The sequence below is a fragment of the Rhodococcus aerolatus genome (genome assembly GCF_054783215.1).
In genome coordinates this window covers 189,582-202,307 of sequence record NZ_BAAGQZ010000044.1, presented here as the reverse complement: position 1 = coordinate 202,307, position 12,726 = coordinate 189,582, and the positions used below count along the sequence as shown (strand labels likewise).

General features: G+C 77.4%; 8 protein-coding genes. 2 read left to right on the top strand and 6 right to left on the bottom strand.

The genetic code is table 11. The features are described 5' to 3' along the window. Positions 1-103 precede the first annotated feature (103 nt). On the top strand, positions 104-1,843 hold the full coding sequence (locus tag ACYVOF_RS16570) for a S8 family serine peptidase (RefSeq protein WP_460868371.1): 1,740 nt from the start codon (positions 104-106) through the stop codon (positions 1,841-1,843). 21 nt (positions 1,844-1,864) lie between these two features. Here the strand turns inward: ACYVOF_RS16570 and ACYVOF_RS16565 are convergent, their stop codons facing one another. Beyond that, positions 1,865-3,142 (bottom strand): Rieske 2Fe-2S domain-containing protein, encoded by a 1,278-nt coding sequence (locus tag ACYVOF_RS16565; RefSeq protein ID WP_460868368.1) that lies wholly within the window; start codon positions 3,140-3,142, stop codon positions 1,865-1,867. A gap of 105 nt (positions 3,143-3,247) precedes the next feature. Here ACYVOF_RS16565 and ACYVOF_RS16560 point away from each other — a divergent pair, with 105 nt between their 5' ends. Continuing rightward, entirely contained in the window at positions 3,248-3,511 is a 264-nt protein-coding gene (locus ACYVOF_RS16560) for a DUF1905 domain-containing protein (protein ID WP_460868367.1), read from the top strand. On the opposite strand, the gene ACYVOF_RS16555 is transcribed toward ACYVOF_RS16560, so the two are convergent. The 5 genes from ACYVOF_RS16555 to ACYVOF_RS16535 all read right to left on the bottom strand — a co-directional run bounded on the left by ACYVOF_RS16555 (position 3,508) and on the right by ACYVOF_RS16535 (position 12,609). Beyond that, positions 3,508-6,879 carry a UvrD-helicase domain-containing protein gene (locus ACYVOF_RS16555; RefSeq protein WP_460868365.1) on the bottom strand — a complete coding sequence of 1,124 codons (3,372 nt, stop codon included), beginning with the start codon at positions 6,877-6,879 and terminating at the stop codon, positions 3,508-3,510. The genes ACYVOF_RS16560 and ACYVOF_RS16555 overlap by 4 nt on opposite strands. Next, positions 6,876-9,986, bottom strand: a complete 3,111-nt coding sequence (locus ACYVOF_RS16550) for a PD-(D/E)XK nuclease family protein (protein ID WP_460868363.1) — start codon at positions 9,984-9,986, stop codon at positions 6,876-6,878. The genes ACYVOF_RS16555 and ACYVOF_RS16550 overlap by 4 nt, the downstream gene beginning before the upstream one ends. A gap of 81 nt (positions 9,987-10,067) precedes the next feature. Beyond that, positions 10,068-10,364 carry a FeoC-like transcriptional regulator gene (locus tag ACYVOF_RS16545; protein ID WP_460868361.1) on the bottom strand — a complete coding sequence of 99 codons (297 nt, stop codon included), beginning with the start codon at positions 10,362-10,364 and terminating at the stop codon, positions 10,068-10,070. Then, on the bottom strand, positions 10,361-12,313 hold the full coding sequence (feoB, locus tag ACYVOF_RS16540) for a ferrous iron transport protein B (protein WP_460868359.1): 1,953 nt from the start codon (positions 12,311-12,313) through the stop codon (positions 10,361-10,363). Before feoB ends, ACYVOF_RS16545 begins: the two co-directional genes overlap by 4 nt. After that, positions 12,310-12,609 (bottom strand): FeoA family protein, encoded by a 300-nt coding sequence (locus ACYVOF_RS16535; RefSeq protein WP_460868358.1) that lies wholly within the window; start codon positions 12,607-12,609, stop codon positions 12,310-12,312. The genes feoB and ACYVOF_RS16535 overlap by 4 nt, the downstream gene beginning before the upstream one ends. Positions 12,610-12,726 lie beyond the last annotated feature (117 nt).

The following is a 12,726-nucleotide window of genomic DNA, read 5'->3' as shown; positions in this document are numbered from 1 at the left end:
GTAGCGGGACATGCGTCGAGGTGCGACGATCCCAGCGGTCGGCACCGGGGGTCCGGGACCGCGCCCCACCAGTCCGGAGCCCAGCAGCCAGGAGGTGCGCCCCGTGCGCCGAGCCACCACCACCCGCGCCACCGCCCTCACCGGGGCCCTCCTGCTGGCCGTGGGCCTGGGCGCCGCCGCCGCCCCGCTCGCCGGCGCCGCCCCCGCTGCACCCGACCCCGTAGCACCTGACCCCGCAGCGCCCGCCACCCCCCCGGCCAAAGGCGACGTGGTGCCCGGCAGCCTGCTGGTCACCTACGCCCCCGGCACCAGCGAGGGCACCAAGACGGCCGTCGAGCAGGCCGCGGGTGCCGCGGACACCGGCACCGTCGGGGCGGGCACCACCGTCCTGGCCGTCGACCCCGCCGCCGCCCCGGCCGCGATCGCCACCCTCGACGCGGCCCCCGAGGTGGCGTCGGTCGAGCCTAACTACGTCGTGCGGTCGACCGCCGTCCCTGACGACCCGTCCTTCGGCCAGCTCTACGCGCTGCAGAACACCGGGCAGCCCGTCGGGGGGCAGACCGGCACGCCCGGGGCCGACATCGCCGCCACCCGCGCCTGGGACACGACCACCGGCTCGCGCTCGATCGTCGTGGCGGTCACCGACAGCGGCATCGACTACGCCCACCCCGACCTGGCCGCCAACACGTGGTCCAACCCCGGCGGCATCGGGGGGTGCGCCCGGGGCACCCACGGCGTCAACGTCATCACCGGGACCTGCGACCCGGCCGACGACGAGGGCCACGGCACCCACGTCTCCGGCACGATCGGCGCGGTCGGCGGCAACGGCCGCGGGGTCAGCGGCGTCGAGCAGCAGGCCTCGATCATGGGCCTGAAGTTCCTCGACGCGAACGGCAACGGGTCCACCGCCGACGCCATCAAGGCCATCGAGTTCGCCGTGCAGGCCAAGATCGCCGGCCAGGACGTCCGTGTCATCAACGCCTCGTGGGGCGGGCCGGACGCGTCGACGTCGCTGCGCGCCGAGATCGCCCGCGCCACCGGCTACGGCATCCTGTTCGTCGCCGCCGCCGGGAACGGGGTCAACGGTGTCGGGCAGGACGCCGACGCCAACCCCAGCTACCCGGCCGCCTACGACCTGCCCGGCGTCGTCTCCGTGGCGGCCACCGACAACCGCGACCAGCTGGCCTCGTTCAGCGACTACGGCGCCACCTCCGTCGACCTGGGGGCGCCGGGGCGCACCGTGCTCTCGACGCTGCCGGGGGGGGCCTACGGCTACCTCAGCGGCACCTCCATGGCCACGCCGCAGGTCGCCGGGGCGGCCGCCCTGGTGCTCTCCGCCGAGCCGGGCCTGAGCGTGGCCCAGCTCAAGGCGCGGCTGCTGGGTGCGGTCGACCGGGTCCCGTCCCTGGTGGGGCGCACCGTCACCGGCGGCCGGCTCGACGTCTGCCGGGCCATCACCGCCTGCGCCGGGTCCGCGACGACGCCCACGGCCTCGTCGGTCGCCCTGAGCACCACCGGCAACGCCGGGGTGGGGGTCGCCGGGGTGGGGCTGACCGCGACGGTGACGCCCGCCTCGGCCACCGGCACGGTCACGTTCACCGACGGCGGGGCGGCGCTGCCCGGCTGCGCCGCGGTGCCCGTGGCCGGCGGCCGGGCCGCCTGCGTGACCACCTTCGCGACGGCCGGGACGCACCAGGTGACCGCCCGCTACAGCGGTGACGCCGCCGTGGCCCCGTCGTCGGCGACCCTGGCTGTCGACGTGGCGGCCGCGCCGAGCTTCCTCGCCCTGCTGCAGGGGGTCTTCCTGCGCTTCGCCGCCACGTTCCACGTCTTCGGCTACTGACCGGGCGGGTCGGGCGCCCGCTCAGGGGGTGGCGGCCCGCTCGGTGAAGGCGCGCAGCGCACGGCGCAGGGCCACGCCGAGCCGGTCCGCCCGCACGTGGACCTCGTCGCGCAGCACCAGCGGCAGGCCGGGGGAGTCCATCCGGTCCTGCAGCGCCAGGTCCTCGGCCAGCACGCGCTCCTCGAACGCGACCTCGGCCGCCACGGTCGCGGCGTCGGGGCGCTCCCGGCCGCCGATGCCGTGCAGCAGCATGCAGGTGTGCACGACGGTGCGGTCCGCGTCGGCGGGGGTGAGGACGAACAGGATCGTCTTGACCGCCCCGGCGTCGAGCTCCTCGAGCCGCAGCAGCAGCTGGAACGGGGCGCGGTAGACGTAGGTCGCGCGGCGCCGCTGCTGCAGCGGCCGCACCCCGGCGAGCACCCCCGGGTCCTCGGGGTTGGCGAACAGCTGCTCGGCCACGCTGGTGAACCCGCCCGGCTCGACGACGTGGTCGACGGGCTCGACCTCCTCCGGCGCCTCGGCCCCGATGGTCGCGGCGTGGACGAACGGGAAGTGCGCGGCGTCGAGGAAGTTGTCGGCCAGCAGGCCCGCGGGGGCCGACGTGGTCGACGGCGGCAGCCAGGCGGCGACGAAGCGGGGGTCGTCGGCCTCGGGCACCACCAGCGGCACGTCGCGCGGCTCGGCGGGGGCGAGCCACACCATGCCGTGGCGGACCTCGACGCCGTGGGCGGGCTCGTCGACCTCCGGCCGCCCGTCGCCGGCCCGGCGGAGGGTCCAGGTGCGGCCGAGCAGGCGCAGCGGCCGGGCGGACCCGTCGGTGGGGAGGTCGTCGAGCAGGCCCACCGGGTGCCAGGCGTGGGCGAGGGCGGGGTGGTCGTTGCCGAGCACGTCGCGACCGCCGCTGTGCTCTGCCCGCGTCGGCGCACCGGGGACCGGTTCGGGCGCGGCGACCCACACCGTGCCGTCGGTCTCGCGGACGGCGGGCGGGGTGGCGAGCGACGCCCGGGGCGGCGGGGTCGACCCCGGGTGCGACGGCACCGTCACGCACGCGCCGGACCCGTCGAACTGCCAGCCGTGGTACGGGCACTGCACGCGGCCGTCGACCACCGCGGCCCCGGCGAGCGGCACCAGCCGGTGCGGGCAGCGGGCGGCCAGGACGCTGACCGGGGCCCCGGGGGCCAGCCGGACCGCGACCCAGTCGGCGCCGTGCGCCCGCAGCGGGACGGGGGTGGTGCCGACGTCCGCGCTGCGCAGCACGGCGGACCACCCGGCCGGCCTGGACTCCTCGGTGGTGCTCACCCCCGGCACCCAACCACCCCTGCGTTGCGCCCACGTGTCGCGACGTCGCCGGCCCGGATCCGTGGGCCGCGGGGGGACGGGGGGACGGGGGGCAGGATGGCGGCCATGACCGTGTTCCGCACCGTGCTCGAGGCCACCGGCGGCAACAACGTGGGCATCGTCGTGCCCGAGGAGGTGCTGCTCGGCTTCGAGCGGGGCAAGCGGGTGCCCGTCGTGGTGACGATCGACGACGGGTACACCTACCGGACCACGACCGGGGTGATGGGCGGGCGCTACCTGGTGTCGTTCAACGCCGAGACCCGGAAGAAGACGGGCCGCGGGGCCGGGGACGAGGTCCAGGTCGAGCTGGTCGTCGACCCGGACCGCTAGCCCTGCCCGACCGCGACCGGCACGGCGCGGGCGGGGCCGCCGGGGTGCAGGAACAGCAGCTGGGCCGGTGCGACCGCGTACCCCGTCGAGGCCGCGAGCAGGCCGGCGTACGCCCGCAGCTGGGGTGCGTAGAACGCGGCCCGGGCGCCGAGCGCAGCGCTCGGCACGGCGTCGGTCTTGTAGTCCACGACGACCAGCGACCCGTCGTCCTCGGCGTAGACGAGGTCGACGTAGCCCTCGAGCACCGTGCCGTCGTCCTGCACTGCGCCCACGTACATCTCCCGCCAGTGCCGTCGCGCCGCGGCCCGGGCGACGAGCTCCGAGCCCAGCGCGGACCGCACCAGGTCCGCCACCACCCCGGCGTGCTCGGTGACGCCCTCCGCGATGCTCTGCGCACCGACCGCGTCGTCCAGGCCCTCCCCGCTCGCGAGGTCCACCGCCTGCAGCACGGCGTGCACGGCCCGGCCGATCGCGGTGCCGTAGCGGCCCTTGGTCCAGGCAGGCAGCTCGACGTCGACCCCGCCCTTCGCGCGGCCCGCCTCGGCCCCGGGCCCGGCCCCGGGCTCGGTCGGCGCACCGTCACGCTCCGCCTGGGCCACGGCGGGCTCCGTGCCCTCGAGCCCCGACGCCGAGACCGCCCACGTCCGGCGCGTCGCCTCGCGCACCCGCTGCATGGCCTCGGACCAGGTCGTCCAGTCGGGCAGCGGAGCGGGTGGCGCCGCCCCGGCGTCGGGCAGCACCCCCGCCCCGGTGGTCTCCCACGCGGTCGCCCCGTCCGCGGCGCGGCCCTCGCCCGCCAGCAGGAAGGCGCTGGTGCGGCGGGTCGACCCGGCCGCGCGGTGCAGCGAGACCACCAGGTGGTCCCGGGCGCGGGTGGTGGCGACGTAGAGCAGCCGGCGGCGCTCCCGCTCGTCCATCTGCTCGTCCACCGGGGCGGCCGCGGCGAAGTCCCCGGTGGTCACCCCCTTGCGCAGCGACACCGCGTACCCGCCCTCGCGCGGCCACAGCACCCGCACCCCACCCCGGTTCTGCGGTGCGGCCGTGGTCCCGCTGAGCACCACGATCGGGAACTCCAGGCCCTTCGCGGCGTGCACGGTCATGATCCGGACGGCGCGGGCGTCGGTCTCCGGCAGCGACGCCTCCGCCACCCGGGACGCCTCCTGCCCCTGCTGCGCCGCCCACACCAGGTAGGCCCGCAGCCCCCCGTGCTCGGACTCCGACCACGCCCGCGCCTGGTCCACGACGAACCGGGTGCGGCGCCACGCGTCGCGCGCCCGGGGGCCGTCGGCGTGGGTCTCCAGCACCCGGCGCCGCTCGACCAGGGCGCCGAGCACCTCCGACGGCGGCCACCACCGGGACTCGTGGTGCAGCGCCCGCAGCGCGGCCAGCCCCCGGGCGACGGGGTGCGCAGCACGGTCCGGGTCGGCCGCCGGGTCCGGGGCCCGGGCCAGGACGGAGAACGTCCCGCCGTCGCGGCGCCAGGTCCACAGGTCGTCGTCGCCGCACCCGAACAGCGGGGAGCGCAGCGCGGTGACCAGCGACAGCTGGTCGGACGGGTCGGCCACCGCCCGGGCGGCCGCCAGCAGGTCGCGGACCTCCTGCGCCTGGTAGACCAGCGAGCTCGACTCGGCCCGGTAGGGCACGCGGGCGGCGTCGAAGGCCTCCTCCAGGTAGGGCAGGGAGGTGCGGGCGGGGACGAGCACGGCCACGTCGTCGAGCTCGGCGGGCCGCCACCGGCCGGTCCGGCGGTCCTGCACCGGCCACCCCTCGGTGACCGCGCGGTGGACGACCGCGGCGACGTCGGCCGCCTCCCGGGTGCGCAGCTCGGCCGCGACGGGCTTGTCGGGGTGCCCCTCGGCGCCCAGCACCGTCACCCCGGGCACGCCGGGGGCGGGCGGCCGGGGGTCGGCCGGGCGGTGCGCGGTGAGCGCGGCGTAGGCGGGCTGGGCGTCGACCTCGTGGGTGATGAGCCGGCCGAACACCCCGTTCACCCAGTCGACCACCGGGGCCACGGTGCGGAAGCAGGTGGTCAGGCTGACCTGCTCGCCGCCGCCGCGCGCGCCGCCGAGGACGTCCTGAGCGCGCAGGTACATCGCGACGTCGGCCCGGCGGAACCGGTAGATGGACTGCTTGGGGTCCCCGACGACGAACAGCGACCCGGGCGGGACGACGACGTCGGCCCAGTCGGCCTGGGTGGCCGCCGCACCGCCGGCGATGCGGACGGCGAGCTCGACCTGGATGGGGTCGGTGTCCTGGAACTCGTCGAGCAGCAGCCGGGGGTAGCGGTGGGCCAGCGCGGCGCGCACCTGCCCGTCGTGGCGCAGCAGGTCGCGGGAGAGCACCAGCAGGTCGTGGAACTCGAGCCGGCCCTCGTCGCGCCGGGCCTGCGCGTCGGCGTGGACCCGGGCGGCGACCCACCGGCTCAGCACCCGCAGCGCCGCGTCGAGCACCCGCTGCAGGGCCTCGGCGGCGTCCGCCTTGAGCGCGGCGCAGTCGTCCTTGATCGCGGCGAGCGCGTCCTTGCCGCCCCAGCTGCCCTGCTTGCCCCAGGAGGTCCTGAGGGTGGCGGCGTGCAGCAGCAGCGCGACGCGGGTGCGGTCGTCCGTGGCCGCGCCCAGCGCCCGGCCCCAGTCGCCGAACGCGAGCAGGCTGGGCAGGAACTTGTCCTCGGGGTCGGTGCAGCCGGCGGCCCGCGCGGCGAGCCCGGCGGCCCGGGACACCAGGTCGTCGAGCCCGGTGAGCCGGGCCGCGGCGGGCGGGTCGCCGACGAGGACCCGGTCGGCGACGAGGTCCCAGTCGGCGTTGAACAGCTTGGCCAGCGAGCGCAGGTTCTCCAGCGTCACCCCCGCCGCCATCGCGAGGTCGAGCGCGTCGGTCAGCGCCGGGTCGTCGAGCAGGGCCCGGCGGGTCGTCGACCACCGCTCCTCGAACGCCACCGCGGAGCTCAGCTCGTCGGCCACCTCGACGAGCGGGGGCAGCCGGGCCGCGACGGGGTGCTCGGCCAGGATGCGCTGCGCGAACGAGTGCAGGGTGCCGATGGCGGCGCCGTCGAGGTCGTCGAGGGCCCGGGCCGCGGCGTCCGCGCCGGGCTCGTCGGCGCCGACCGTCTCCAGCTCGGCCCGCAGCCGGTCGCGCAGCTCGGCGCCCGCCTTCTCGGTGAACGTGACCGCCGCGATGCTCGTCAGCGGCACGCCGTCGGCCAGCACCAGCCGGCGCAGCCGGGCCACCAGGCTGCTCGTCTTGCCCGACCCGGCGCCGGCCTCGACGAACAGGGTGGCGGCGGTGTCGCCGGCGATGCGCGCCCGGGCCTCGGCGTCGGGCAGGTCGGCCCCGGCCGGCTGCGGCTGCGCGGTGGTGGTGGTGCTCATGCGTCCTTCTCGACCGGCTCGACCAGCGCGACGAGCTCGGCCAGCCGCGGGTCGTGCTTGGCCCGCAGCCACCGGGTGCGGGCCTCCCCGTGGCCCAGGCCGTCGGGGTTGCAGTAGTCGCACTGCACCCACAGGAAGTCCGGGTCCGCCGGCGGCCGCGGCGGGAACAGCCCGCGGCCGATGCTGCGGGTCAGCGTGGCCAGGGTGGCGGCGTAGGTGTGCTCGACGGCGTCGGTCAGCGTCAGCTCGACCCGGGCCCCGCGGTCCTTGGGCCCGACGAACCAGTACTGGGCCTCGACCGGGGTCCCGGGGTCGCCGTGGCGGGCCCGGGCGGCGTGGGCGTAGACGGGCAGCTGCAGCTTGGTGCCCCCGGCCACCGGGTCGTCCTCGCCGAGGCCCTCGAAGCGCCACGCGCTGCCGGTCTTGACGTCGGTGACCCAGAGCCGGCCGGAGGCGTCGGCGTCGACCTTGTCGGCCTTGCCGCGCAGCAGCACCGTGGACCCGTCGGGCAGCGGGACGGGGACCGGGGGGTGGCCGTCCATCCCGAAGGCCAGCTCGCTGTCGACCACCCGCGCCCCGTGCGCGGCCCGCCACGCGTCGTCGTCGTCGAGCATGAGCGCGAGGTCGCCCTGGACGCGGTCGAGCAGCTGCGCCCACAGCCGCGGGTGCCCGGCGAGCCCCCGGGCCACCAGGTCGGCGCCGAGCCGGTCGGCGTGCGCGGCCAGGCGGCGGCGGTGCTCGTCGCTCCACGGCTCGCCGTACCCGGGCAGGCTCGCGGGGTCCTCCCGGACCAGGGCGTCGAACGCGCCGTGCACGAGGGTGCCGACGTCGGCCGGGCTCGCCACGACGACGTCCTCCGGCGACTCCAGCGGGCTGACGCGCAGCAGCTCGCGGACGAGGAAGGCGTGCGGGCAGCCGGCGTAGCGCTCCAGCGAGGTGGGGGACACGGCGCGGGTCGAGTAGTCCGGCAGCCCGTCGGCGACGGCGGTCAGGTCACCGTCGAAGCGGGTCATCGTCGGCGCGTCCCGGGCGGTGATGAGGGCGCGGGCGGCCCGGACCACCTCGTCGGGGCCGAGCGTGCCGTCGTGCGCCGCCCGGGTGCGCCACTCGTGCTCGCTCGCCGGCTCGGCGGTGGTGGTCAGCGAGCTGGCGTAGGAGGGGGACTCAGTGAGCCACCCCGTGCCGTGCTCGTCGTACCCGCCCGCCGTCAGGCCGGCCTCGCCGGAGAGCGCGCGCAGGCTGGGCAGCAGCCACCGGCTGGGCAGGTACCGGCTCTTGGTGCGCAGGTCCCCCCGGGGGAACGAGGCGTGCACCACGGGTGCGGCCGCCAGCGCGGCGAGCAGCCCGCGGTGCTCGGCGTCGAGCCGCTCCCGGGTGCTGACGAGCTGGCCGAGGCTCTGCTCGCGCAGCCGCTCGGGCAGCAGCGGGTCCTCCCGCAGGCGGGTGGGGAACAGGCCCTCGGCCAGCCCGAGGACGAACACGACGTCCGCGTCGAGCCCGACCCCGGCGGCGACCGGGGCGACCAGCACGCCGTCGCCGAAGCGGCCGACGCGGGGCTGGGCCGTCTCGAGTTGCTCGGTCAGGGTCTGCACCAGGGCGGGCAGGCTCGCGGTCGCGCCGAACGCGTCGAGCGTGGTCAGCCCGCGCAGCGCCGAGTCCAGCGCCACGGCGGCGTAGCGCTCGTCGGCGGGCAGCGCGCCCAGGTCGTCCAGCTCCCCCACGAGGCCCGCGACGAGGTCGAGCGCCCAGCCGCCCAGCTCCGCCCACGAGGTGAGCGCGGCACCGCGGGCGAGGTCGTCGCGCAGCCCGGTGGCGAAGGCGCGCAGCGCGTCCGCGTCGGCCACGCTGCGCTCCAGGGCGGCCACCCGACCGGGGCTCGGGTCGTCACCGGCCTGCTCGGCGGCGGCCCGCCCGCGCTCGTCGTCGGCGTGCCGGCGCAGCCGCGTGTCCCAGTCGTCGCCCGCCACGACCCCGGCCGCGCGGGACAGCCGCTCCCAGCGCGACACCGGCACCCGGGCACCGTCGCGGGTGCGCACCGGGGCGGCCGACAGGGCCCGGAACAGCTCGCCGCGGGGCAGCCCGCGGGGCCCGAGCTCCAGCAGCTCGAGGACGGTGCGGGCGACGGCCCGCTCGTGGACGGGCCGCGTGCCGGGGCCGTTCACGGTGATCCCGGCGGCGGCGAGGTGCTCGTGCAGCAGCCGCGCGTAGGGGCTGCGGGCCGCGTGCAGCACGGCGACGCGGTGGGCCGGGGTGGTGCGCAGCGCGGCCACGACCTGCCGGACCACGCAGCGGACCTCGTCGTCGGAGTCGGACGCGGTGAGCACGGCGGTCGCGGTGGCGGTGCCCGTGGTGGGGCCGGCCGGCGCGGGCAGACCGACGCGGTCGAGGGTGCGCAGGACCCCACCGTCGGCCCGCGGCTCACCGGTGAGCCCGGCGACCACGGTCACGTCGACGGCGGTGCGGAGGGCTTCGACGAAGCGGCACTCCGCCCGGGTCAGCGCCTGGGGCAGGTGCAGCACGACGGGTCCGGTCTCCGCGGCGCGGGCGGGCCGGGTGCGGCACAGGGCGGCGGCGGCGTCGAGCAGGTCGGTGTCGTCGTACCAGGCGGCGAGCCGGTGGCGCACGTCGCGGTGCAGCCGCACCAGGTCCGACCCCAGCGGCGGCACCCACGCCACGGCGTCGAGCGCGTCGTCGTCGAGGTCACGCAGCTCGCGGCCCGCCCGGACGAGGGCGCGGACGGTGGACGGGTGCTCCGCCACCGGGGCCAGCCCACCCGGGTCGTGCTCGAGCGCGGCACGCCACGCGGCGGCGAGCACCGGACCGGTGGCGGGGCGACGGCCGGCGAGGGTGGGTGCTGCCAGCTGCTCGGCGTGCCGGACCACCGTGGTCGGGTGCAGGGCGGCGACCCCGGCGTGGCCGTCGCCGAGCCCGGCGGCGAGGTGGCGGCGGGCGACCATGCCGGCGACCCCGGACGGCACCAGCACCGTCACCGGGGCCAGCGGGTCCCCGGCCTTGGCCGCCAGGACCGCCTCCCGCAGCGCGTCCAGCGCGGCCCGGCCGTACCCGGTGACCGTGCAGCCCGTGCCGTGCGCCGACCCCGGTGCCATGCGTGCCCCCGTCCCGCCCCAGCCCCCCGGCTGCGGGTCCCCGCGAACCTAGCAACGGGGTCCGACGGGACGGGCGTGCCCTCAGCCCGCGCGGGTCACCGAGAGGGTCACCAGCACCGGGCGCTGCCGGCCCGACGACGGGCCCGACGAGCCGCAGCCGGCCGACCCGTCGTCCCCCGAGGCGCACGACCCGCAGCCGCCGTCTGGGCACCCCGTCGAGAGCGTCCCGGCCGACAGCCGGCCCATCCGGACGAGGTGCTCGACGGAGGCGTCGACCACGTCGCGGTCCAGGCCGGTGCGGCGCGCGACGTCGGACAGCGAGGTGGCCCCGGCGTCGAACGCGCCGAGCACGGCGCGCAGCGGGCTGGGGGCGCTCACAGGAACACCCGCAGCACCTGGAACACCGCCACCGAGAGCACCCAGGCCACGGTGAGGTTGAAGCCGACGCTGAACACCGTCCACCGCAGCCCGATCTCGCGGCGCTGGGCGGCGATCGTCGCGACGCACGGGGTGTAGGCGAGCAGGAAGACGAGGAACGCCCACACGGCGGCGGTGGTGTGGCCGCCGGAGGTCTGCGCGAACGTGGCCTGCAGGTCCTGGCCCAGCGAGCCGGGGTCGGAGTCGGTGGGCTCGGCGGTGGCGTAGGTCTGCGCCCAGGAGGAGATGAGGGCCTCCTTGGCCACGAAGCCCACGGCCAGGGCGCCCGTGGTCTCCCACGCGCCGAACCCGGCGGGGTCGAACACCGGCGCGACGACCTTCGCGGCCCCGGCGTAGACGGAGTCGGAGATGGCGACCTCGCCGAAGCCGCCCTGAGCGCCGGGCAGGGGCGTCGCGCTGAGCGCCCACACGATGACGACCGTGGCCACGATGATCCCGCTGGCGGTGCGCAGGAAGCCCTTCACCCGCACCCAGGCGTCGGCGACGAGCAGCCGCGGCACCGGCAGCTGGTAGGCGGGCAGGTCGATGACCAGCGGGTCGTCGTCGACGCGCTGCAGCAGCGTGGAGCGCAGCAGCAGCCCGGCGAGCACGACCAGCAGGATGGACACGACGTACATGACGAACACGACCGTGCCCGCGCTGGAGCCGAAGAACGTGGCCGCCACCAGCACGTACACCGTCAGCCGGGCCGAGCAGGAGGTGAAGGGCACCAGCAGGGCGGTGAGCAGCCGGTCGCGGGCGTCGGGCAGCACCCGGGTGCCGCTGATGGCGGGTACGTTGCAGCCGAACCCGACGATGAGCGGCAGGAACGCGCGCCCGGGCAGGCCGATGGTGCGCATGAGACGGTCGGTCACCACGGCGGCGCGGGCCATGTACCCCGAGTCCTCGAGCAGGGCCAGCAGGAAGAACATGATGGCCATCAGCGGGACGAACGTCAGCAGCATGCCGACGCCGGCGACGAGGCCGTCCACCACGAAGCCCGTCACCCACGTGCCGCCGAGGCCGACCGCCGTCATCACCGCGGTGACCGCCGAGGAGACGGGCCCGTCGACGAGGTCGCCCAGGAAGGTCTGGATGGGGGCGGCGATCGTCGTCGTGAGCTGGAAGACCAGGTACATCGCGGCGAGGAAGAGCAGCGGCCCGCCGACGCGGGAGGTGGCGACGCGGTCGATGCGGTCGCTCAGCGAGGTGGAGCTGCGGTCGTCCCGGGTGGTGGCCGCGGCGACGGCGGCCTGGATCCACGCGAACCGGTCGTCGGCCACCGCCAGCTCGTCGGGGGCGTCGCCGGTGTGCCCGTCGGTCTCCCGCGGGGCCGGGGCCGCGGCTGCGCGGCTGCGCTCCACCGCCGCGGCGAGCCCCGGCAGGCCGGTGCCGTGGCGGGGGTCGAGCAGCACGGCGGGCACCCCGACCGCGTCGGCGAGGGCGGCGGCGTCGACGGTGACCCCGCGGCGCTCGGCGACGTCGGCCATGGTCAGGGCCAGCACGCAGCGCTGGTCGGTCTCGCGGAGCTGGGCCAGCAGGTACAGCCCGCGGCTGAGGTGGGCGGCGGAGGCCACGACGACGACGACGTCGGGCCGCTCGGCCTGCGGCTGCTCGACCAGCAGGGCCCGCGTCAGCTCCTCGTCGGGGCTGACGGGGTCGAGGCTGTAGGCGCCGGGCAGGTCGATGAGGGCGGCCTCGCCGTGGGGCAGGGTCCACACCCCGCGGCCGACGGCGACGGTGGTGCCGGGCCAGTTGCCGGTGTCGCGCCGCAGCCCGGTCAGCGCGTTGTACAGCGTCGACTTGCCGACGTTGGGGCTGCCGGCGAGGGCGACGACGGCCGCGCCGGGGGCGGTGACGACCTGGGTGCCCTCGCTGTGGCAGGACGCGACCGACTTGCCCAGCTTCACGCCGCGTGCGCCCGCGCCGACAGCCGGGGGGCGTCGGTGCGGGCAGGGGGCCCGGTCTCGGTGACGGTGTCGGCGGCGGTCTCGGTGACCTCGATGCCGCGGGCGGTGGACCGGTCCACGGCGACGCGGGCGTCACCCACCGCGAGCAGGCGGCCGCCGCCGGCGGTGCGGCCCAGGACCTGCACGGGCTGGCCCGTCCGGATGCCGAGCTCGGCCAGCCGGCGCACCCGGGCGGGGGAGAGGCCCGACCCGGTCACCAGCACCGTCCGACCCGTCCGCACCCCGTCGAGGTTCATGTTCCCGAGTGTTGCACCAGGCAAGGCTAACCTCAACAGGGCGCCGGTCGACGGGCCCCGACGGCCCGCTGGAGCACCCTCCTGCCCGCCGCTGTTCTCTGCACGCGTCGGCGCACC